Here is a 22,787-nt window from a genome sequence, read left to right as displayed (position 1 = left end):
CGGCGCGATTCGAGCCCGATCAACGGGACAAAATCCAATTCCGGAGATTGGCCGCATTCATTGCGCCCATCGCCCGATCGACCTCTTTTCCGCCGTCGAACATCAATAGAGTGGGAATGCTGCGAATATTGAATCGTCCCGCAAGAGCGCTTTCCGAATCGACGTCGACCTTGGCAAAACACACTTGCCCAGCCAATTCGCTCGCCAACTGATCGAGCACCGGCGCCATCATTTTGCACGGTCCGCACCAATTCGCCCAAAAATCCACTACGACAGGCAAATCACTTCTTCCAATATAGGTTTCGAAATCCCTCTCGGTCAGATTTGCCGGCTGCCCGTTAAGGATTTCTTGGCGGCAACGCCCACATTTCGGACGATCTCTAATCCGCTCCGGCGAAACGCGGTTTACGGTCATGCAGAAAGGACAGACGATGTGCATATCTTCACTCCGATTCCGCTTCTGCTATTCGTCTTCTAAATCGCGATCGGGGTTCCAGCCCAAGGCTTTTGCCCGAGCAATCGCCTCCTCCTGAATGCGCAGATATTTCTGGAGAAGCTCCTCCGGAAAGTTGTGCACCGAAAATCCGTACTGATCCCAGGTTTGCTGAACCTTTTCCCACAAGTTCTCGATGCCCCCCGCTTGCCATCCCTCACAGGTCTCGGATTCAGGAATCAGCCCGAATGCCCAGGCGTCCCGAATGATGCGGCCGATATCCGTCATACCGCCGTAGCGGTCATTATGTATTCCGACATACGGTTCATTATTTTTCATGCCAATGCACAGATCCCAGTCAAAGGGCCATTCTACAAAGGTCCAGGATGAAGTACAGCATGCCGGCGCCGGTCGCCTTCTTCACCGGCAAGAATACGACGCTCAAGCTTGAAACGGTTTCACGAAAGTCAATTAAAAGGCGAAAAGGACATCGGCAATCTCAAGGTCAGCTTGACGTCCTGCGCATCTTCCGTGGCTCCGATGCTTACCGATAGATTTAGGCTGGTGTCTCTGGTGAGTTTGAACGAATACCCCAAAAGGAACTCCCCGATATCCAAACTCGATCCGGAAACGGATTCTCCGTCCACTTCCGTATCGAATACGTGCTTATGCGAGTATCCGATGCTGAAGGATGATCGTTCGTTAATGCTGAACCCCAACCCGAAGCTTGCTCCTATCGAGTCGCCGGGATCGATCGTTCCGACATCCTCATCAGTCTCGAGGGTGTAGCCATAATTGAGATTTGCGTAAAACACGGCCGGATCGGTCGGGTAGAGCGCCGTAATACTCGGCTGAACACTAACGTAACCCGAGCCGGTCGGGAGCTCTGTCGGAAAGCGGGCGCCCGGCACACCCTGAGCCAGCACATAGTCCACATCGTAGGGACTTTTTCCTGTGGGAATGGTAGTTGCGAGATTTCCCACGAATATCGGCCAACCGTTGGCTCCGCCATTAAACTGATACCGTGCCGTAAACTCGATATCGCCCAAACCGGATCCATCGGCATTGAAGGTCTCATCCACTCCGGCACCGATTGAAACAGCTCTCGATCGCTGCATGTCCTCTCTGTAAAGGAAAGGTACGCGGCCACTGATTTCGAGGCGATCGGTTACGCCGTAGCGGCCGGTAATCGCACCGATAAACGTATGCCGGTCGATTTCTCTAAGATCGATCAATCCGATGGCAATGGCCGGAACAAACGTAAACGCGTCAAGAAAAACCCGATTGTTGCTCGCGTAGTTGTATTCCAGCGATGGCTCCACAATCAGGTGGCCCTTCGGCGTCAACACGCCGCCTACGGTCTCCGAGATCCTGGGCAGTTCCGGGGGCTTCGGCTTCGCCTCCGGTTCCGGAGCTTGTCCGACCGGACCCTTGGGCATAGCCGGCTGTCGGTTATCGGCAACTTTGACGGGTCCGGGAGGCTGGTCCTTGATTCGTGCTGCTTGTGCCGTACCGGGGTTTGTTGCAGTCTGTTTGGCGGGCGCACCGCCGGCTATACGTTCGAGCTGGTTTTGCAGGGTTTGAAGCTTTCGTTGCTGATCCTCGAACGCTTTCTTCTGAAGATCCAGTATCCGTTGCTGCTCGGCTAAGGCCCGCCGCAACTGCTCGATTTCGCTGCCTTTCGCCGCGTCACCGGCAGCCTTTTTGCCTTGAGGCACAAGAACGGCTCTCGATTTTCCCGCACTCTTAACGCCCGGCGCTTGGCCCGCACGCGCCGCCAATGCGGGCTTCGGAAAATCCACCAGAAGCTTGGGCGAAGCCCCATAGGAAACCGGCTCCCAAAACTGGGTAAAAGTCGCGGGCTGTTTTAAGTCGACGATCAGGCGCGAATCGTCATCGCTTTCTGAACCACTGATTACGCGCGAAAACAGGGGATGATCCCGAGGAGGTTGGGGGAGTGTTCTGCTGATTCGGCCGCCGGGAAACTTGATAACCAAGCGATCCGGGCCATCCAAAAAGGAAGCTTGCACCGAGACATAATCCGAAGCCGTTATCTCGAGCCTAAGCGCATCGACCGACTCTCCATACCTTATATCGGTGATTTCCGCTCCCAAACAGTCGGAAACTAGAAATACCCCAAAAATCGAGGAAATAACTAGTACACGCACTGACGTACCCTCCCTGGGTCCATGTCTTATTTTTGTGACGTAACAGAACGTACTTTAATTTGACTGGTTTGGCAAGTTATTTTCGAAGGATATGCGTGTACCAATAAAGCCTTGATTAAAAGAAAAATAGCCCTGCCCGCCATAAATAAATGACGGGAATATCTTGGACGCAAAGGAAATGCCTCGACGATGATCTAAGTCTTTCATGTCGTGAGGCGTTAAAGATCCGATATCGGCCCAAATCATGCGGCAGATATGGCGGTATAAATCATAAGGCGTATTTTATCAGTTCATCATTAATATATTATTCGATAATAAACAAACATATTTAGATGATCCAACGATAACTTATCCGGCGACATGCTCAACGCCGGGAACCGTAATGGAATGCTTTTCCATCAAGCGATATAGCGTCACGCGGGAAACTCCGAGCCGGCGTGCCGCGCTGGTAATACTTTTGGATTCCGACAACGCAGACATCACGGCTTGTTCGACGGCTTGCGCTTTTATCTCTCTAAGCGTTCTTCCACTGAATTTCGCCGGACGGGATAGCCCCAAATCCACCTCGGTAATCAGACGACCTGTGGAAAGAACGGCAGCTCGATTCACGCAACTCATCAACTCCCGCACGTTTCCAGGCCATGAATAATCGAGAATTGCCGAAACCGCTTTTTTCGACAGACGCTTCGAATTCCGCCGCTTCCCCTGATTAAATCGATCGACGAAATATTCCGCGATTTCAGCTGCGTCGGTATCCCGTTTTCTTAACGGCGGTACATCGATCTGCAATACATTGAGACGATAAAACAAGTCCTCTCTGATTACGCCGGCAGTCACCGCTTCTCGCAAGTTCGGGCTTGCCGAAGTAATAATCCTTACATCTATCGGACGTGATTCTTTAGAACCGAGGGGAGTTAACTCCTTTTCCTGCAAAAACCTTAACAGTGAGACTTGCCCCAACGGAGAGAGATTTTCGATTTCGTCCAAAAACACGGTACCGCCAGCTGCGGCTTCGAAATGCCCTACTCTCTCCTCGACCGCGCCAGTAAACGCTCCCTTGTTATGGCCGAAGAATTCGCTTTGCACTAGCGTGTCGGGAATGGCGCCGCAGCTCACGGCGATGAAAGGTTTTTCCGCCCTGGACGACAAGCCATGGATTGCCCTCGCAATGAGTTCCTTGCCCGTCCCGGTCTCGCCGGTAACGATTACCGGCTCATCACTCCGGCTGATTTTTTGGACATTTTCATAGACCAGCGACATTGCTTTACTGGACCCGATCAATCCAAACCTCTGATTGATCGCTAGACGAAATTCTCCGCGACTGGCCTCCGCCAGTTTTGCCGCGCCGTAAGCGTGCCCAAGCGAATATGCCAGTCTACGGACATCTACGGGGGTCGTATGAAAATCGAAAAAGAAAGAGCTCAAAAAAGAGGCGTGCTCAATAGAACCCATACTCCCTGGATCGACGATCGCAATCCACTCGGTAGACGAGCTTTCATTGATTACTTCCAATAGCCCGCTTTGCGTTTCCTCACTGAAACTTGCATCGAGCAGGACGACACCGACATAGATCTTGCTCGATCTGAGATGCCTTATCGCATCTCGCGTATCCATCGAGATGTGAGCCTTCCAGCCCTTTTCAGCGAGACTCTTCGCCAGACCGAGCGAGTCAGCCCAACCCGGCTGAAGCAAGATTAAATCCCTAGAATCGCCCCAGGCCTGATTGGCCGGAAACACCCTTTCGATTCGAGAAATCCCAGCTGTTAGTTCCATCTGTTTTCCCTTCCTTTTGATTATACAACACAGGACAATATTCCCTATTATTACAAGAACCTATGTAATTATATCTCCCTATAAATAAGCCGCTGCTTTAGATATTATGGAGCGAATCCACCGCCGTACGGTCCAAAACCGTTAAAATCCATACCCTTAACATTTGAAATGGTTAAATCGATGGACCGCATCATAGTTATTATCTGATTATCCATAGTATTTTGAATAACTGCCATGTTGTTCGTCCCAGCATCCGACATCGCGAAATTGTTGGGACCATTATTTACGGCCACTCCGCGCAACTGATCGATGGAAAAATCGTCGGCCAGCGCGAAACGGTCCGAAAACTGTTCTTGTCCATTGACAAATACGGATGTGGCCAAGGATAAGTCAACAACCATCCCGTTGTCCAACACAAACCCGGCACGCAACTCATCAAGCTCTGCGTCCTCGGCCGCTGTCCAGCCGGGAAGCGACTCAATGCCTCCCTGCCCACTTGCCGCACAGATTTTTATTGCTTGAGGGATCGAAGCAAGAAAGATGACACTCAAAACCAGCCGCATGACATCGAATTTCTTCGATGCTCGAACATCCTTGGCCGACATCATGATATTACTCCTTGTTTCTAAAAATCATATCTTCCCGGTTGTAGCAGGTTGAAGGAGGCGAGACTACCATTATCGACTGCCATACCCAATGGGGCTTTCGGACTCAAAGCCCATTCTTCACCGCTGTTGAAATATTTGCCCGCAATATTCTTTTTATTTCGAATAACAAAAAGGATGCGGTTGTCCCATAATTCTCTAAACGTCTGAAGATCCACCCTTTTCAAACCCATGGCCGGATCTCCAAGCAACACAGCGGAGTCGTTCGTGCCTTTTATGATGACGAAGTGCAAATAGCCCTTATTATTGATAATAGTAATCGCGGGCACCTTCGCCTGAGCCAGCTGCTCCAAGCCGATTTTGTAACCGTCAGCCTTGTACCCTCGGCGTTCGAGGTATTGTTTCATGTCCAGCAAGGAAAAACCTTGCTGTTGTATTCTCTGCTGGTCGCCATGCTCCCACATGTCGCCGAAGACTTCCAATTCGCCGACCGTATCTTCGTAATGGAATGACAGCAAACTCGCCAGCGCTGCCGAGCCGCAGCTGAAATCATACTGCTGCTTCAGAATGGTCTTGAACCGTCTCTCCGCGTAGCTCGTTGTGCCGATGTTATAGAATCCCGGCCCCGCCACTCCATCGAAAAACTGCACGGAGCCGGCGCGAACCTCCGACACCGTGCTCATAACACAGAGAACGAGCAAAAGACTTGAACGAAAAAGACCGGTACTTTCGCTCATGGCGTTATGGTGACGTTGACGTCCGTGAGATTTTGAATGATTACGTTGTTTCCGGTGTTTTGAATGACCGATATGATTCCGCCAGCATCGGTGAACGCGCTGCTATCGATACTGTTATATGTGGTCATATTACTGGTATTTGCAGTGTTACCAGCCATTGTCGCCTTGAGCGCGCCGCGGGCGAACGCCAAATCGTCCACGCCCTCGCGGGCCCGCTCCTCGCCCAAATCGCCGCTCCCAACCGCCGCATACGATTCGGAAGCGAATGCGACTTCGTCGTCGAGACCGCTTGCTTGGCCGGTCGACCAAAAACAACTGACGAGAAAACATAGGCTTCCAAGCAATCCTTTTTTCATCGTTCACACCTTCTTTCCTTTAGGCTTTGGCAGAGAGCCGGTGAGCGTTTCGGCGCTCACCGGTACCCTAATCGGCTGTTATCTCGTCAATTTCAATTGTTGACGTTCACGGTGCCAAAAACATTGGTGCTTTGTTGAATCAACGAGGCGTGGCCCAGGTTTTGGGAGAGCTGAACGATACCGGCGGCGCCGTTGGCTGAACCGTCGATGCTGTTGGATGAAGCCGCAACCGGCACCCCTGCCTGGACAGCGACACCGACCGGCACTACAACCACATGCTCGACTTCCCCATCTAGCTCGACCTTGGTACTGTTGTCGATCTCCACTTCGCCGCCCCTATGGACGTTAAAAGCATTCCCGTCGCCGGCGACCGAAGCCGAATTTACCTCGATCTCCCCGCCATTCTGCGCGCTTAACGCATTCCCGCCACCAGTGGCCGAGGCCGAGGTATAGTCGATCTCACCGCCGTTCTGGGCAGCAAAAGCATCCCCGCCAGCGTTAGCCGTTGTGTTTTCGCTCTGGTCGCGAGTTGCCGTGCCCCCGTTGTTCGCGGCTACACCGTCGTCCTCGGCCTCAGCTTCGCTGTTGTCGGCAGAGGCCGTGCCGTTGCCGGCCGCGGCAACAGAACCTTCGTCCTCCGCCTCAGCTTCACCAGCGTTGGCCGTGCTCCCGTTGTTCGCGGCAGCAGAGTTTTCGTCCTCGGCCTCAGCTTCGCCAGCGGTGGCCGTGCCCCCGTTGTTCGCGGCGGCAGCACCGTTGTTCTCGGCTTCCGCTTCGCTTTGGTCGTTCGTCGCGTTCCCGTTGACCGCAGCAGCGGAATCCTCCTCGGCGTCAGCTTCGTAGCTCGCGTCCACCGCTACATTTAGGTTATTGTTTTGGGAGTCGATCTCCGCGTCAGCCCATGCCCCCGACGAGAAACCCAATGCCAGGCTGATACCGACCGCCAACAAAGTCTTATTGAAGTTCGTCATCGTATGTCTCCTTAAATTCAGTGGTTACCGGGCTGAACTCCAGCTCTGACCCGGAGCGTTCTTCCAAACGCCGCCATATTCCCAACAATTTTCGTACCACGGCGTTATGTCGCTGTTTTTACGAATTTTTTCGAAATGACGCGGTACTCGTTTTTGTAAATGTAGTGGAACGTCCGGCGTCCCCTAGTGGTGCTTTGAAACCCAGTTTCTTATGTATCGTAAATAGCAACTTCTAGCGGAAAGCCCGATCCGATCGTCCGTAGATCATTGATAGTTAAATCTTTTTAGACTCAGGGCGGTGCTGATGATGGCGTTTCCAAGAAATGTAAAATTTTCTGACACCGGAGCCTCCCGCCAATTTTCGCGGGCAAAAATCACGGCTTGAGAACAACATCAATCTGTCGCACCATTCGCAGTTATTAATCAGGCCCGTAAATACCCTCCTGGTATTTCGGGCCGCCGCCCAGGCCGGTACAAGCCCGGCCTGGGCTCACGCGGCTTGTCGCCGCGCCGGGGCATCCCTGCCCCGGATTAACCCGGCCTATATTTATAGGCCGGGTTAATAAAACCGACTGCATTCGTTGTCCCTGAAAAAATACAGCCCCCGAACAACAGGAGCACCTCAGACATGAAAAGTTACCGTAAAGAACTTTGGTTCGAAGCACCGAGCCGGATCGCTTTTATCAACATTACCCATCAGGTGGAGACATGTCTGAGAGAAAGCGGAGTGCGGGAAGGTCTCGTTTTGATTAACGCCATGCACATCACGGCATCGGTCTTCATTAACGATGACGAGTCCGGTCTGCATCGCGACTTCGAAACCTGGCTCGAAAATCTGGCTCCGCACGAACCGATCAGCCGCTATTTCCACAACCGCACTGGCGAAGATAATGGCGATGCCCACTTGAAACGGCAGGTCATGGGCCGGGAAGTGGTCGTGGCGATTACCGGCGGACAGCTCGATTTCGGCCCGTGGGAGCAAATTTTTTACGGCGAGTTCGACGGCCGCCGCAAGAAGAGGGTTTTGGTGAAAATCATCGGCGAGTAAGCCGATCAACGACGGTGGAAGCGAATTTCGGTTCCCATGGGAGGGGCAAAGGCCGATAGGCCGTGCCCCATCCCCGGCATCGATGGGCTAGCGGCGCTTTACTCGCCCGGAAAGCCAGGCCTGGCCTGTTCAGGTTGACTATTATGAGCCTATCCCAGTAGGCCGTTCGCCCTGAGCTTGTCGAAGGGTTTCTTGAGCCTACTGGGATAGGCTCTAAGACCACCCAGGGCCTCACGGCAAACGTCGTTTGTCGCTTTCGGCTCCCGGCGAATTTGTACCCATCCCGCTGCGCCATCAGGGGAAAGACTCGGTAGCTTCTTCAAGGAAGCCGTGAACAGATGGATTCCGCTCATGCCCCTTCGACAGGCTCAGGGCAGGCTCAGGAGAGCGTTCGACAAGCCTGTCCTGAGCCAAGTTGAAGGGCCTGTCCTGAGCCGAGTCGAAGGGCTCACCACGAACGGAATCGATACGTTACCGTTCGTCCTGAACCTGTCGAAGGGCCCAATCAGAGCTCCCTTAAGCTCTCACCAGTTCTCGTCATCGTCCTTGTAAGGCTTTGGCTTGACCGAATCGGGGATCTTGGGCTTTTTCGCGGTTCGAAGCAGAATCATCAGATTACCGAGAATAATGGCAACCACCAGCACTATCGCGATCCAAAACATTCCCATAAAAATCACATCTTCACAAATGCATGAGTCAGACTCTAGGATAAGCCGGAAACGCGCCCGCCCCCAACCACTCTTACCGTTTCGACACCGATGCCGGGAAAATTGCTCAACCATCAACCCTCGATAAAATCCGAACGGCAGAACATCTGCGCCAAAGGCTACGCCCCATGATCAAAACAACCTGGCACATAGGCCAATTGTTAAATGCCGTTCAGAGTACCTTCATCGGCGTACTGCGCGTTTTGTCGATCCCGATCGTCCTACTGCTCAGCGTTGCAGAGGGATACAACACCTGCTACGGCCTCAGCTATTTCATTCCTCAGTGGATCGCGCTGATCATGACGATCGCCGTGCAATCCATGATCGTGATTTGTACTTTGGAACTGGCCGGCATGCGCTGGCGCGCCAATCGCTTGCGCTATCTCAGCGTGGTGCTGTCGCTGTTAGTGGCTCTGACCATATCGATATCGTTCGCCTATTTCAGGTTTTACGAATTTTCCCAGCGCGATGCCATCCTGCTCGAACGACAGACCAGCGTAGTCCATGACGCGAACCGCTATATCGAAAGCGTGGTCGGTCTCAAGAGCCAGCTCACGGCGGCTCAACAGAAGCGCGTCGAGCAGGCGTCGGAGGATGCCACCCGGGCTTACCTGGGCACTCATCCGGGCATGCAGGGACAGATAGGCAAGGGCAAAGTCTGGGGTTTTTACAATGAGATTCTGCAAAGCGAACAAGCCAGGCTGAAACAACTGAACACGTATTCCGAGAGCATGGAAAACCGTTTGTCCGAGGTGAGAGGCTCCCTACAGGAATTTTCGCTTCAGGTAAACAATTCCGAGGCTTACGAAAGGCTGGTCCGGAACTTCCAGAGTCTGCAAGGAGAAGCGGAAATCCTGGCCGCGACCTATGGTACGCCACCCATCGAGGCACCCCGGTTCGGCTCCTATGCCGAGTTTTCCCTCGGCATCACGCCGTCCTTTGCCATGTGGAAGAACATCTCTTGGTTTACCCTGGCCTGCGCCGCCATGGTGGACTTCTTCATCCTGTTCCTCTCCTACCGGCTGGAATCCACCGCGCCCGGCCCGCTTACCGAAGAGGAAAAGGAACTGGCCTATCTGGGACTACGCCAGTTCGGCGAATTCACCATCAACAAGAATGACGAATTGGAATTCGTGATCGAGAAAACCGAGCTGGAACGTGCCCGCCGTTATTCCGACTGGACGCGGATGTTTTCCGTGGCGTTTCTATTGAATCGGGGTTATCTTCGTAAGATAAACGATAAATCGGTGGAGTTCGCCCCGAACCTCTACCCGATCATCGCCGAGCGCATCAGGCCCCGGCAGACAACCGAAACTCCCGGGGAACCGGCCAACGAGAGCGAGCTCAAAGACACCCTGACGAGGAAAGGTTATGTTTGAGGACAACCCACTCGACTCCAACTCGCATTGGGAAGCGGGTTTCGAAGGCGACCGCCGCATCGTCGTCTCCGTTCTCGGCCCTTACCGCCGCGTGTTTCCTCGTCCAAACCGCTTTATCCGGCGTTTTTACCACCGTGTATACGAGCTGAAAATCGAAGATTGGCAGATCCCTCTGGAACCTCTGAGGCTGGGAACCCTTTGCACCATCGAAGCCGAGTTGTCGATCCGCTTCCAGCCAACCATTAAATACGCACACGAGCATCTCGACCACATTGCGAACCTCGGCGCCTATATCCGAGCCAATTATCTAACGCTGTTGCAGGATGCGGCGGAACACGAGTTGCGACAATTGGAACAGACGGAATTCGAGGATAACCACGTTCTAATGGAGCGCCGCATCGAAAACATCGCCAACGAACTGCTGGCCATGCGCGAAATTCAATGCCGCACACGCTGCACGATCCGAACTGTTTTCGCCGAGCTGGATAATATCGAGGAGTATGCCGAAACCGTCGACGCCAAGCACAACGGCATCTATCTCGAGTTGGTCCGGCGCCGCCGTCAGCTCAACGAAAGGCTGGCGAGGGAGCACTACGAACGCGAGACGAACGAACGCAAACTTAAGCTCGAGCACGAAGAACGAATGCTCGAATTGATTCGGCGCGAGGCCGAACTGCGCAAGGCGCAACGGGATCATGAGACCGAGCACGTCCGCGCCGAATTGACGACGGAAGAAACCCGCGCGGCCGAGCAGTATGACAGCGAAGTGCGTCTCCGCGAGGCGCGCATTCACCACGAGACACGTTTGAAGCAGTTGGAACTGGAGGCCGACCTGGCCGAAAAAACCCGCCGGGCAGGAGCCTTGGATGATGTCGAAAATCAGCTCAAGCGGGAAATCGAGTTGCTCGCTTTGGAACGCCAGCGCCTACTCCTGGAAGAGGAAATACACGACGTCAAGATCGCCAAAGCCAAAGGCTGGGTCATCAACGCCAAGCGTCGGTTCCCTTTGGGTGAAAACTCCAAAACGCTGAATTCGCAGGATTCCGGCGTCGCACAAAACCCCGGCAGCGACTAAGTCTCGCTGTCGCGCATTCCCAACACTGGCCGCCATGCGTTCGATCCGACGAGCACTGATTCTTTTTTTTGCCGTTCCCGGCGCTATTCTCGCTAATCCCTGGGCGGAGGTTCCCGGCCCGATCAAAGGCCCTCCGCGCGCAATCGGCGAAACCAACAACGGCTGCGTCAGCGGGGCGGCCGCTCTGCCCACGGAAGGCGATGGCTATCTCGTCATGCACTTGGAGCGGAAGCGCTACTTCGGCCATCCTTCGTTGATCCGGACGATTCAGACCTTGGGCAAGCGCGCCCACGAAACTATCGGGGTGATTCAGGTCGGCGATCTCTCTCAAGCGCGGGGGGGACCCATGCCTTTCGGCCACCGCAGCCATCAGACCGGCCTCGACGCCGACGTCTGGTTCAACCTCGATCCCGGCCTCTATTCGAATGCGGACGGATGGCGCGCCAACATTCCCGCCCCGAGCCTGTTGAATCGCGCCGGGAACGGGTTGGATCGCCGGCTTTGGAGTACGCAGCACGCGCGGCTGTTGAAACTGACGGCGACTATTCCCGAGATCGATCGGGTCTTCGTAAATGCGCACATCAAGCGCGAACTTTGCCGAACGGTTCGGGGAGACCGCAGCTGGTTACGAAAAATCCGCCCCTGGTACGGCCACCACGACCATTTCCACCTTCGCCTCACCTGCCCCGCCGAGAGCCCCGAATGCGTCCGGCAGCCCCCCTTACCGGCCGGTGACGGCTGCGATTCAAGCCTTTCCTGGTGGTTTCAAAAACACCCGCCGGGCCCGACCAAGCCGGAGCCGCCGAAGCCCCCGATGCCTGGCGCCTGCCAAATGCTCCTGAACGGCGATTAAGGCGCCGGCACTCGATCATTTTCCAAAAGAACCGGCGGTGAGTGGAACGCCGAATATCGTTCCCTATCGGGGAGGAGCCACGGTGTTGAAATCCCGAGGGTCCTCCATGGACGCAACGAGCGCGGAATAATTTATAGGTGTTTAGAGCCTATTCCAGTCGTCACAAAACCCTCCGACAGGCTTAGGGCGAACGGCCTACTGGGCCTACTGAGATAGGCTCTTAGAACTCTTTCCATTGCTGAGCTTAGGTCTTAAGCCCGGTGCCGCGCCGGAGCAAGACGAGGCTCCAGGCTACGAGGATCGAAATCGAGCCGCCGATGATCAGGAAAGCAGTCCGGATATCCACGTCGGAGATCCCTACGAATCCGTAACGAAAGGCGTTGACCATATAGAGAATCGGATTCGCCAGGGACACCTTCCGCCACAATTCGGGCAACAGCTCGATGGAATAGAAGACGCCGCCCAAGTAAACCAGCGGCGTGAGAACGAAATTCGGGACGATAGAGATGTCGTCGAAGCTGTTGGCGTAAACCGCATTGATGAACCCCGCCAGCGAAAACAGCGCCGCGGTCATGAAGAACACGCTCGCGATGAGACCGGGATGAGCCGGCCGTACATCGGTGAAAAACATCCCGACGATGGCCACCACGCCGCCCACCGCCAACCCGCGGGCTATCCCCCCGCCGACGTAGCCTGCCAGAATGATCCAGTTGGGTATCGGCGAGATCAACAACTCCTCGATATTCCGCTGGAACTTGGTGGAGTAAAACGACGCCACGACGTTGCCGTAGGCATTGGTGATGACCGACATCAGTATGACGCCCGGCACGATATAGTCCATGTAGGACATCCCGGCCATCGGCCCTACCCGCCCGCCGATCAAGGTCCCGAAAATCAGGAAATAAAGCGAGGTGGTGATCGCCGACGGCAGGATGGTCTGCGGCCAGATGCGGACGAAACGGTGAATTTCCTTGAAAAGAATCGTTTTAAATGCAATGAGGTGATGCATGTGATTGATGTATGTCGGACAACTCGGTCAGGCGGTTTTTCGCGCCGGGTCTATACGCTGGTTTTCCACCAAATCAATGAATAGCTGCTCCAAGCGATTCGCCGCATTGCGCAGACTGACCACTTCCATGCCCTGCGCGGCCAACTGATCGAGCAAGCCGTGCAACCCCAGATCCATGGGCACGTCCACGGCCAAGGTATGGTCTTCGAGCGGCTCCAGCTGGTAGCCTTCGACCGTGGGAGCGAACGGCGCGGGGTTTCTCAGCTCGAGGATATAACGATTGGTGTGAAGCTTTCTCAATAGATCCGCCATCGCATTGTGCTCGACAATGTGTCCGTGATTGATGATGGCGATGTGGCGGCACAGATTTTCCGCTTCTTCCAGGTAGTGGGTCGTCAGGATGATCGTGGTGCCTTCCTGGTTGATTTTCCGCAGGAACTCCCACATCGAGCGGCGAATCTCGATATCCACGCCAGCCGTGGGCTCGTCGAGAATGAGAAGTTTCGGCGAATGGACCAGGGCCCGGGCGATCATCAGGCGCCGTTTCATGCCCCCCGAAAGATGGCGCGACACACTGTTCCGTTTGTCCCATAGGCTGAGCTGAGTCAAGCATTCTTCCGCGCGCTGCAACGCCTCTTTCCGGCGAATGCCGTAGTACCCGGCTTGGTTGACGACGATATCCAAAACCTTTTCAAACTGATTGAAATTGACTTCCTGCGGCACAAGGCCGATGCAGCGCTTGGCGGCCTCCCGCTCTTTATCCAGATCATGACCGAAGACTTCGACCGTTCCGCTGGTCTTTCTGACCAAGGAACTGACGATGCCGATCGTAGTCGACTTCCCGGCGCCGTTGGGCCCCAAAAGCGCGAAGAAATCTCCGGCTTTCACATCGAGATCGATGCCTTTCAGGGCTTCAAAGCCGTTCTTATAAGTTTTCCGCAGATTACGAATGGAAAGGGCGTTCATTTCTGGCTGTTTTTGCCGGCAATATTTGTAAAAATACGGCTGCGACGCGAGAATCCCCGACTTTGAAATCACGCGCCGGGCCTCTCGATAACCGCAAGATTGTAACAAATACCACCCCTCTTAAATTCTCCTCTTACGCTTCCTACGGTTCCATGAGTCAATCGCAAAAACACCCTCCCGAGCACGTCGCAGCCGTGGACCTCGGTTCCAACAGTTTTCACATGGTCGTCGCGAAGCTCCGGGCCGGAGAGCTGATCGTCGTCGATCGGCTTCGGGAGATGGTCAGGCTCGGCGCGGGGCTCAACGCCCAGCGTCATCTGACCCAAGACGCGCAGCAGCGCGCGCTGGCATGTCTCGATCGTTTCGGCCAGAGGCTTCGGGATCTGCCGCCGGGATGCGTTCGAGCGGTGGGCACCAATACCTTGCGTACGGCGCGCAATGCCGGCCAGTTTCTGATCCAAGCCGAAAAAGTGCTGGGATATCCGATCGACATCATATCCGGTATCGAGGAAGCGCGGCTGATCTACGAAGGCGTCGCACAAAGCCTGGCGACGGACGGCAAGCGGCGGCTGGTGATGGACATCGGCGGTGGCAGCACCGAATACATCATCGGCGTGGACAAGGTCCCGCTTCGCAAGGAAAGCCTGCGGATGGGCTGCGTATCCATGAGCCTCGCTCACTTCTCCGACGGCAAGATCACCAGCAAGCGCTTCAAAAATGCGGTCATCGCGGCTCAACATGAACTGGAGCCGTTTGAATATACCTTTCACAAGGACCATTGGGACGAAGCCGTAGGCGCCTCCGGAACTTCGCGGGCGATCCGAAAAATATTGGTCGGCCGCGGGTGGAGCAAGGACGGCATTACTCGGGATGGGCTAGACCGGCTGGTCGATACGCTCTTGAGTCTCGGACGGGTCGACAAATCAGGATTCCCGGATCTCAACCCGGACCGTTATCCGATCTTCGCCGGCGGCCTCGCCATCTTGCACGCGACTTTCAAAACGCTGGGCATCCAGCAGATGCACGTTTCCGATGGCGCCTTGAGGGAGGGCTTGCTGTACGATCTCCTCGGCCGGATCTACAACGACGATATTCGGAGCCGAACGGTGGCGGCGCTCGCGACTCGCTATCACGTGGACCTGCAGCAGGTCGGCCGTGTTCAGGAGACGCTGAAATCGTTTCTGGACCGGATTCCGTCGATCGGCGGCATCGATCGGGAAACGGCCGAACAATGGCTGAATTGGGCGGCGAGCTTGCACGAAATCGGCCTCGATATCGCTCATAGCCAATATCACAAGCATGGCGCCTACATCATCGAAAACGCCGACTTACCCGGCTTTTCGCGCCAGGATCAGGTGCTGCTGGCCGCCCTGGTACGTGTCCACCGGCGGAAATTCCACCTCAAGTATTTTAAGGAATTGACTCCACCGTGGAATGAGGCCGCACGGTCCCTGGCGGTAATGTTGCGGCTCGCCATCGTTCTGAACCGCAGCCGGCACGGCAATCCGCCTCCCGATATCGCATTCGGCTTCAGCGATTCCAGAGTCGATCTACGGTTCCCGAGCCAATGGCTGGAGAATCACCCCCTAACCGCCGCCGACCTTGAGCAGGAAGCCGGCAATCTGGGCGCTGCCGGGATCGAACTGACTTATCTCTGAGAGGGTGTGCGAGACGCGTCACGAGTGCCCCGAGGACAAGCCTGTCCTGAGCTTATTCCATTCGGCATTCGAGTGAACATTATTAATCAGGCCCGTAAATACCCTCCTGGTATTTCGGGCCGCCGCCCAGGCCGGTACACGCCCGGCCTGGGCTCACGCGGCTTGTCGCCGCGCCGGGGCATCCCTGCCCCGGATTAACCCGGCCTATATTTATAGGCCGGGTTAATAGAGCGTTTTCCATCCCGGTGTACGGATTCGTTCCGGGAGGGGAGAGCGTAGGTCGGCAATCCCTTCCCAATCGCAAACGGTCGCTTTAGTCGCGACCCTTCCAATCGCAAACGGACCTTTAGTCGGTCCCTTCCAATCGCAAACGGCATTTCTGGGAGCGCCAGAGCTGCCCTTCCGACAAAGCCCTTCGCCGAGCCGATACGTCGGCAAGGGATTGCCGACCTACATATCCAAATCCCTTACACCGATTCGGAAAACGCTCTAATTGTAGGGTGGGTTAGGCGCGCACCGCCACGAACCGTTCCGTGACCGCAGGGCTCTCTACGCGCCGTAACCCACCGGTTCCGCGGCCTTGCCCGGTGGGTTACGGCGCGCGGAAACGCCGAAGGAACTTTGCCGGTTCCGTGTAATGCGCGCCTAACCCACCCTACAAAATTTAATATTGAAAGCGATTTGGAATCAGTCCTCTTTCAACTCACTTTCTTCAATTGCTCCAGCAAAACGGACTGCGCTTGAATACCGCGCGGATTATCGGGCTGCGGGCGCTGATAGCTTCCGTCGGAAGCCAGCAACCAAGCTTGGCTGTCGTCCCGGAGATAAAGGTCTAAATCGGCCCGAATGCGGTCGGCCAGTTTTTTGTTCTCGATGGGAAAACAGATCTCGACGCGACGGAACATGTTGCGAGGCAGAAAATCGGCGCTCGTGAGATACACTTCCGGATGCCCGCCGTTCTCGAACCAGTAGACCCGGCTGTGCTCCAGAAATCGCCCGATAATCGAGCGGACTTCGATGTTTTCCGAGACGCCCGGAATTCCAGGGCGAAGACAGCAGATTCCGCGGACGATCAACTTGATCTCCACCCCGGCCATGGAAGCGCGGTAAAGCGCCTGGATCAACTGCGGCTCCGCCACCGAATTCACCTTGATGATGATGCGAGCGGGACGGCCGGCCAACGCATGCTCGATTTCGCGGTCGATTTTCTTGAGCAGGGTCTGATGCAAAGTGAACGGCGATTGCAACAGCTTGTTGAGCCTCCCGACTTTGCCCAGACTGGTGAGCTGGACGAACACCCGGCGGATGTCCTCGCCAAGTTCCTGGTCGGCGGTCAATAGCCCATAGTCGGTATAGAGCCGGGTCGTGCGCGGGTGATAATTGCCCGTAGAGAGATGGGTGTAATAACGCAGGTGCCGCCCCTCGCGCCTGAGGATCAGCAACATCTTCGCGTGCGTCTTGTATCCGACGATGCCGTAGACCACCTGCACGCCCGCCTCCTGCAAGCGCGTTGCCAGCGAAATATTGGCCTTCTCGTCGAAACGCGCCCTAAGTTCCACCACTACGGTGACTTCCTTGCCGGCGCGGGCGGCTTTGAGGAGAACGTCCACAATCGGCGAATTCGGACCTGTACGGTACAGGGTCTGCTTGATGGCGACCACATGCGGATCGTCGGCGGCCTGCCGGATCAGTTCGATGACGGGCGTGAAAGATTCGTAAGGATGATGCAGCAGGATGTCCTGTTTCTTGATCGCCTCGAAGATATCCCGTCCTCCGGCGAGCTGGCCCGGGAATCCGGCCGTGAACAGGGGATATTTGAGATCAGGCCGATCGATCAAATCGTAGACTTCACGGGTGCGACTGAGGTTGACCGGGCCGTCCACCCGGTAAAGCCGATCCTCGGTGAGTCCGAACTGGCTCAGCAAAAACTCGACGATCTCATCCGGACAATTGTCGGCCACTTCCAACCGCACTTCGTCTCCGTAATTGCGGGTGCTCAGTTCGCCTTCCAAGGCGCGGAGCAAATCGTCGACTTCTTCCTCGTCCAGGTACATTTCGCTGTTGCGCGTCACCCGAAACTGATAGCAGCCGCGCACCTTCATGCCGTAGAACAGATCGTCGACGAAGGCATGAATGATGGACGAAAGAAACACGAAATCGTACGGGCCGCTCTCGGTTTCGCCTTGCGGCAGCTGAATGATACGAGGCAAGGCTCTCGGCGCTTGCACTATGGCGAGCGTGATATCGCGCCCGAAAGCGTCCTTGCCGGATAACGGCACGATGAAGTTCAGGCTCTTGTTCAGGATGCGCGGAAACGGATGCGCCGGGTCCAGGCCGATAGGACTCAGGATCGGAAGCAGTTCCTCCTCGAAATACTTCTTGAGCCAAGCGTGCTGGGAGGGATTCCATTCGCTCCTGCGGACGAATCGGATGCCCTGTTCCGCCAACAAAGGCAACATCACCTGATTCAATACCCGATACTGCTCGGCCACCAGCTCGTGGGCGCGCGCGCTGATCGCGGCCAATGTTTCCTGGGGCGCGAGACTATCGGGCTCGGTTTGGGTCGCCCCCAAATCGGCGAGCTGAATCAAACCGGCGGTGCGCACCTCGAAGAATTCATCCAGATTCGAGCAGGAAATGGAAAGAAAATTCAGGCGCTCCAAAAGCGGCGTGTGTTCGACCTTGGCTTGTTCGAGCACACGCCGGTTGAACTCCAAAAAGCTCAGCTCACGATTGATATAAAGCTGGCCATCGGATAAATCGATGGAACCGACAGCGCTCTCGCCCTCGCTCCCGGCCTCGGCCGAACCTTCCGCGCGTTTGTCCAGCAGTCTTCGGGCGCCGCTCGCCTTTTCCATGTCGCCCACCAGATACTTGGCCGCCCGAATCATGCGCATGGCCTTGGCTTTATTGAATCCCGCCATTTTGACCAATTGCTCGGCATCGGCGTTCGCCAATTCTTCGACCGAAAATATTCCGTGCTCGGCCAAGATGGTTCGAGTGGACTTAGTAATGCCTTTTACTTGGTTGATGATCAAACGTGTATCCCCTAATTGTTCTGATTCGGCAATCATAGCGCACCGCGGTCCGCTCAAAGTTGGGAAAACGCGGCGAATTGAAAACACATATGGCATGTACCGGTCGACTGCCGTTACGACCGGTTCTTGGAACGAGAACGAAAATACGCGGCGATTTAGCGGCTAAATCGGTCTCGACAAGCCAGACCCGTCAGCTTTTTTTGTTTGGTCACTTCGTCTTTTCGAAAAGAGCCCGGTACTCCCCGTAGCCTTCTTTTTCCAAATCTTCCTTGGGGATGAACCGCAAAGCCGCCGAATTCATGCAGAAGCGCTTTCCGGTGGGCGGCGGACCGTCATCGAACACATGACCGAGGTGCGAATCGGCGTGCTTGCTGCGCACTTCGTTGCGAACCATGAACCAGGATCGGTCCTGCCGGTAAGCGATGTTGCTCGGCTCCAACGGCTTGGTGAAGCTCGGCCACCCGGTGCCGGAATCGAACTTGTCGAGAGAACTGAAGAGGGGTTCGCCCGACACGACATCGACATAGATGCCTTCTCGGTGATTGTCCCAATACTCGTTCTTGAACGCTCTCTCGGTGCCATCTTCCTGAGTCACTTTGAACTGTTCGCTCGTCAGCTTCTTGCGGAGTTCCTCCTTGCTCTCGTTTTTGAACTGTGACGAATCCCACGACATGGCCAGGCCTCCATAAGACAACAAGGTAAGCAATAATAACAAGGCTTTCATGATGTTCCTGCGTCCGCTTTCAAAAATACCGGCGCGCTTCTCTTTCTGGTTTTTCTTATGTGTCAGCCGATTTCGACCTCTATGACAAACAAAATCGGTCGAAAAATCCTTTGACGTAAAACACCGAGGCATCCGATCCGTCTAACTTTATCTCGCCAACCGAATGGAATTTCCGGGAGGGCAAGATGCGACCGGAGTCAAGGAAAATCCCGGCAAGAACGGCCGATGCGCTATTGATGCTGATGGCCGTCTTATTCTCCAGATCGATTTTGGCGACGGGCGACGAGCTCGCCATGGTCGTAGGCTCTCATTCTTTATTGAGACCTCCAGCCATGATAGCCGTCAAGAAAGGCGCGATCCTGCACGGGCTGGACGCCAGAATGTATTCGGCCATTCATAAAGCCCGCCGGGTTTGGACGCGGCACGGAAAAACCCTGGTCGTGACGTCGGGCTTGGACGGCCGGCACAAAAAGGGGAGCCTGCATTATGCGGGCTTGGCTGTCGATCTCCGTTCCAGATATTTCGTTCCCTCTACCCGCAAGAAGGTCACTCGCGAATTGCGGAGGAGTCTGGGCGACGGCTTTCAAGTGATCGGCGAAAAACATCATATCCACGTGGAATACGACCCGTGAAACGAGATGTGGCAAGCTTATAAGTTCCTTTCAATATTCACTGCGTTTCTCGTCATCGCCCTTGATTTCACATGACGGGCCGAGTTTTCGAGTCCGCAGTTTGCGATAATTCCCATTTTCAAGCGCGCCGCGGTCCTGCAAGGGTTCGTCATTCGTGAAACGCGCTCATTTGCCGCGGTCTTTGAAATTCCAAGGCAAGATTAATTCAAACCCAGTCCAACCGGGGGGATTCGGCCATGGCCGACGAGACTTCCAATCTAATCGATCTTCAAGCACTCCGAACGAAGCGACTCGCGGAACGGAGGAAAGACAAATCACGCCTTCAGGAAAGATTCGGGCGGGAGTTTCTCCTGGATCTTTTTTGGTACGAACACGAACGAGAACCCGCCTCCGCTGCCGAGTTAGAGCAATTCCTCGAGGCAAGGGGCCTGCCCACCATGACGGACTCGGCGCTTTTTCGCGGATGGCTGATGCGCCGCCTCCGAGAAGATGCCTAAGTCGGCGTGGTCCGCGTCGAGCGGGGCTCAACGACTCCAGCCAAAAGCTCCCTCATATAAATAGCTCGCCGCGATCTCTCAGCCCGTTTTATTCGTCGCCTATTGTGTGCAATTATCCGGTTTGTGAACCAAGACGGCCGCGATGCCATTGCGCCTTCGGTTCTCGTCTTCCAGCCAGGCACGGACGGTGCCTTGTCGAGTGCCCGGCTATTCAAACACGAACTTAGGAGGAGTTTGATTATGAGATCTTGTTCCGCAACAGCCGTTAAATCGGCATGGGGCATTATCGCCTGTTGTCTGCTTATCGCTGGCGCGCATACGGCACGCGCCGAGGGACCATACAAAGTCGAAGGCAACAAGGTCGATAAAGCGACCTTCGAAGGCTGGAAAATCTACAAACGGCAACGCTGCGAAACCTGCCATGGCCCCACCGGCGAGGGCGGCCCCGCTTTTCCCAATCTGCTCAACAGCATGAAGAATCTCTCGAAGGAACAATTCCAGCAAGTCGTTTTGGAAGGCCGGAAGAATATGCCTGCCTACAAAGGCAATAAGGCGGTCGTCGATAACATGGACGGCCTTTACGCCTATCTAAAAGGCCGCTCGGATGGTGCCATCCCGGCTGGCGAGCTGGTCGAAATGCAGTGACTTGTCTTAGAAAGCACCGTTTGACGGGAGCGCCATTCCAGTCGATGTCGCGACGGTGAATTCCTCCCCCTGACCGGGGGAGGCATCTCCGCAGCCCCGTCGAATGGGCCGGGATGGCGGTGTTTCCAACGAACGCTGTCAGTCCCGGAACACCTTGTCTCTCTTCGATCGGCCGGTTCCGAACCTTCCCCTTCACACGCTCTTACCTCGGTACGATTCAGTCGAGATGAATTCAGATCTCTAACCTAGAAACGGCAGTTGGACGCGTCCGAGTGCCGTTTCTAGGTTTAAACTCCTCCGCCTCTCCGGCAACTGAAGAAACCCGCATCAAACAAAACCTACGTTACACTGTATCCGTTTGGGTGATACGGCGAACACGCCGCTCACTCGTTACAAAGCAAGCACGTCCATTCGAGGAGACAATAATGTTTAAGAACACTATTACCGCCAGCGTAGTCGCCATGTTATTGACGGGCTGCGCGAGTGGTCCTTACGGGGGTTCACCGCAATTCGGCAAGACCGGCACGGGGGCATTGATAGGGGCGGCCAGCGGCGCAGGGCTAGGCGCAATCATCGCCAAGGACAAGGGGAAAGGCGCGCTCATTGGCGCCGGCGTAGGCGGATTGCTGGGCGCCGGAGTGGGTGCTTACATGGATCGCCAGGAGACGCAACTGCGCGATCAGTTGGCAGGTACCGGCATCGAAGTGCAGCGGAGCGGCAATGATCTGGTTCTGAACATGCCGAACAATGTCACTTTTGCCTACAACTCCGACCAAATCTCACCGCAAGCGGCAAGTGCGTTGACCCAAGTCGCGTCGACTTTGAATCAATTTCCGGAAACATTGCTCACCGTGGTCGGACATACCGATTCGGACGGCAACGACGCGTACAATATGGACCTGTCTCGCCGGAGAGCCGGCGCCGTCTCCGAGTTCTTGATGGCACAGGCCGTTGCCGGCGGTCGCCTGCACACGGTCGGAATGGGCGAAAGTCAGCCTATCGCCAGCAATAGCACGGAAGAAGGTAAAGCACGCAACCGTCGGGTGGAGCTGTTGATTCGCCCCAATCAAGCTGCCGCACAGCAACCCGTAGCGCCGCAGAACCCAGGTTACTACCCCGCACCAACCGGAGCTTATCCGCAAAACGGCTATCCTCAGCCGAACGCTTATCCGCAGCAGCCCGGCAGCTATCCTCAACCGAGCACTTACCCTTATCCCCAACAACCGGGCGGCTACCCTCAACCGGGAACTTACCCCCAACAGCCGACAGGATACCCTCAGCAAGGCAATTATCCGCAATATCCTAACAGCGATCCGCAGCAGACCTATCCGACTCGCACTTATCCGTATTGATTCATCGGATTCGGTCTTTTTTCTTTTGAGGAAGCCGTAGAAGCCTGTCTATGAAGCTTTTGCGACACGGACAGGGAATATTTCTCGTTTTCCAGATTACTCAACGGCTTATTACCTGTTGAAAAGTGGCGAACGTCGCTTTTTTCGGCACCATTCGTTCC

General features: G+C 55.3%; 21 protein-coding genes. 8 read left to right on the top strand and 13 right to left on the bottom strand.

Going from position 1 to position 22,787, the window contains the following annotated elements; all coding sequences use genetic code 11:
- Positions 1 to 19: 19 nt before the first annotated feature.
- From trxC to ACR2R1_RS01515, 8 genes are all read right to left on the bottom strand, one after another.
- Entirely contained in the window at positions 20 to 439 is a 420-nt protein-coding gene (trxC, locus tag ACR2R1_RS01550) for a thioredoxin TrxC (RefSeq protein WP_156879437.1), read from the bottom strand.
- A 24-nt stretch (positions 440 to 463) separates the two neighbouring features.
- The gene (locus ACR2R1_RS01545; RefSeq protein ID WP_077732327.1) at positions 464 to 772 is read right to left on the bottom strand and encodes a hypothetical protein; all 309 of its coding nucleotides are present in this window, start codon (positions 770 to 772) and stop codon (positions 464 to 466) included.
- 128 nt (positions 773 to 900) lie between these two features.
- Complete coding sequence (locus ACR2R1_RS01540; protein WP_077732326.1) at positions 901 to 2,601, bottom strand: AMIN domain-containing protein; 1,701 nt, start codon at positions 2,599 to 2,601, stop codon at positions 901 to 903.
- A gap of 348 nt (positions 2,602 to 2,949) precedes the next feature.
- A complete protein-coding gene (locus ACR2R1_RS01535) occupies positions 2,950 to 4,374 on the bottom strand; it encodes a sigma-54 dependent transcriptional regulator (RefSeq protein WP_077732325.1) in 1,425 nt (474 codons plus the stop codon).
- Positions 4,375 to 4,478: 104 nt separating this feature from the next.
- Positions 4,479 to 4,982, bottom strand: a complete 504-nt coding sequence (locus ACR2R1_RS01530; protein ID WP_077732324.1) for a hypothetical protein — start codon at positions 4,980 to 4,982, stop codon at positions 4,479 to 4,481.
- 17 nt (positions 4,983 to 4,999) lie between these two features.
- Positions 5,000 to 5,716, bottom strand: coding sequence for a C39 family peptidase (locus ACR2R1_RS01525; protein WP_205780879.1), 717 nt, complete (start codon positions 5,714 to 5,716; stop codon positions 5,000 to 5,002).
- The gene (locus ACR2R1_RS01520; protein ID WP_086135627.1) at positions 5,713 to 6,072 is read right to left on the bottom strand and encodes a hypothetical protein; all 360 of its coding nucleotides are present in this window, start codon (positions 6,070 to 6,072) and stop codon (positions 5,713 to 5,715) included. The genes ACR2R1_RS01525 and ACR2R1_RS01520 overlap by 4 nt, the downstream gene beginning before the upstream one ends.
- Positions 6,073 to 6,164: 92 nt before the next feature.
- On the bottom strand, positions 6,165 to 7,043 hold the full coding sequence (locus ACR2R1_RS01515; RefSeq protein ID WP_077732322.1) for a hypothetical protein: 879 nt from the start codon (positions 7,041 to 7,043) through the stop codon (positions 6,165 to 6,167).
- Positions 7,044 to 7,671: 628 nt separating this feature from the next.
- Here ACR2R1_RS01515 and ACR2R1_RS01510 point away from each other — a divergent pair.
- Positions 7,672 to 8,091, top strand: coding sequence for a secondary thiamine-phosphate synthase enzyme YjbQ (locus tag ACR2R1_RS01510; RefSeq protein WP_077732321.1), 420 nt, complete (start codon positions 7,672 to 7,674; stop codon positions 8,089 to 8,091).
- A gap of 524 nt (positions 8,092 to 8,615) precedes the next feature.
- Here the strand turns inward: ACR2R1_RS01510 and ACR2R1_RS01505 are convergent.
- Positions 8,616 to 8,759: a DUF2897 family protein gene (locus ACR2R1_RS01505; RefSeq protein ID WP_240502640.1), complete on the bottom strand. Its 144-nt coding sequence runs from the start codon at positions 8,757 to 8,759 to the stop codon at positions 8,616 to 8,618.
- A gap of 167 nt (positions 8,760 to 8,926) precedes the next feature.
- Here ACR2R1_RS01505 and ACR2R1_RS01500 point away from each other — a divergent pair, with 167 nt between their 5' ends.
- From ACR2R1_RS01500 to mepA, 3 genes are read left to right on the top strand one after another with little or no spacing between them, the layout of a single operon-like run.
- Positions 8,927 to 10,177, top strand: coding sequence for a hypothetical protein (locus ACR2R1_RS01500; protein ID WP_077732320.1), 1,251 nt, complete (start codon positions 8,927 to 8,929; stop codon positions 10,175 to 10,177).
- Positions 10,170 to 11,252, top strand: a complete 1,083-nt coding sequence (locus ACR2R1_RS01495; protein ID WP_077732319.1) for a hypothetical protein — start codon at positions 10,170 to 10,172, stop codon at positions 11,250 to 11,252. Before ACR2R1_RS01500 ends, ACR2R1_RS01495 begins: the two co-directional genes overlap by 8 nt.
- A gap of 34 nt (positions 11,253 to 11,286) precedes the next feature.
- Positions 11,287 to 12,105 (top strand): penicillin-insensitive murein endopeptidase, encoded by an 819-nt coding sequence (mepA, locus tag ACR2R1_RS01490; RefSeq protein ID WP_086135075.1) that lies wholly within the window; start codon positions 11,287 to 11,289, stop codon positions 12,103 to 12,105.
- A gap of 244 nt (positions 12,106 to 12,349) precedes the next feature.
- On the opposite strand, the gene ACR2R1_RS01485 is transcribed toward mepA, so the two are convergent.
- Positions 12,350 to 13,114, bottom strand: coding sequence for an ABC transporter permease (locus ACR2R1_RS01485; RefSeq protein ID WP_077732317.1), 765 nt, complete (start codon positions 13,112 to 13,114; stop codon positions 12,350 to 12,352).
- Between the two features lie 27 nt (positions 13,115 to 13,141).
- Entirely contained in the window at positions 13,142 to 14,080 is a 939-nt protein-coding gene (locus ACR2R1_RS01480) for an ABC transporter ATP-binding protein (RefSeq protein WP_077732316.1), read from the bottom strand.
- A 152-nt stretch (positions 14,081 to 14,232) separates the two neighbouring features.
- On the opposite strand from ACR2R1_RS01480, the gene ppx reads away from it, so the two are divergent.
- Positions 14,233 to 15,738: an exopolyphosphatase gene (gene ppx, locus ACR2R1_RS01475; protein WP_156879436.1), complete on the top strand. Its 1,506-nt coding sequence runs from the start codon at positions 14,233 to 14,235 to the stop codon at positions 15,736 to 15,738.
- A gap of 698 nt (positions 15,739 to 16,436) precedes the next feature.
- Here ppx and ppk1 read toward each other — a convergent pair.
- Both ppk1 and msrB read right to left on the bottom strand, forming a co-directional pair.
- Positions 16,437 to 18,776 (bottom strand): polyphosphate kinase 1, encoded by a 2,340-nt coding sequence (gene ppk1 / locus ACR2R1_RS01470; RefSeq protein ID WP_168175526.1) that lies wholly within the window; start codon positions 18,774 to 18,776, stop codon positions 16,437 to 16,439.
- Positions 18,777 to 18,984: 208 nt separating this feature from the next.
- Complete coding sequence (msrB, locus tag ACR2R1_RS01465; protein WP_077732314.1) at positions 18,985 to 19,500, bottom strand: peptide-methionine (R)-S-oxide reductase MsrB; 516 nt, start codon at positions 19,498 to 19,500, stop codon at positions 18,985 to 18,987.
- A 185-nt stretch (positions 19,501 to 19,685) separates the two neighbouring features.
- Between msrB and ACR2R1_RS01460 the strand changes: the two genes are divergently transcribed.
- The 3 genes from ACR2R1_RS01460 (at position 19,686) to ACR2R1_RS01450 (ending at position 22,626) form a co-directional block, all read left to right on the top strand.
- On the top strand, positions 19,686 to 20,132 hold the full coding sequence (locus ACR2R1_RS01460) for a hypothetical protein (protein ID WP_139841136.1): 447 nt from the start codon (positions 19,686 to 19,688) through the stop codon (positions 20,130 to 20,132).
- A gap of 737 nt (positions 20,133 to 20,869) precedes the next feature.
- The gene (locus ACR2R1_RS01455; protein WP_086135071.1) at positions 20,870 to 21,274 is read left to right on the top strand and encodes a c-type cytochrome; all 405 of its coding nucleotides are present in this window, start codon (positions 20,870 to 20,872) and stop codon (positions 21,272 to 21,274) included.
- Between the two features lie 425 nt (positions 21,275 to 21,699).
- Positions 21,700 to 22,626 carry an OmpA family protein gene (locus ACR2R1_RS01450; protein WP_156879434.1) on the top strand — a complete coding sequence of 309 codons (927 nt, stop codon included), beginning with the start codon at positions 21,700 to 21,702 and terminating at the stop codon, positions 22,624 to 22,626.
- Positions 22,627 to 22,787: the final 161 nt, after the last annotated feature.

This window comes from Methylocaldum sp. GT1TLB (assembly GCF_051027445.1).
Lineage (GTDB): Bacteria > Pseudomonadota > Gammaproteobacteria > Methylococcales > Methylococcaceae > Methylocaldum.
The sequence above is the reverse complement of the archived record's forward strand: the minus strand, read 5'-3'. Positions and strand labels throughout refer to the sequence as shown.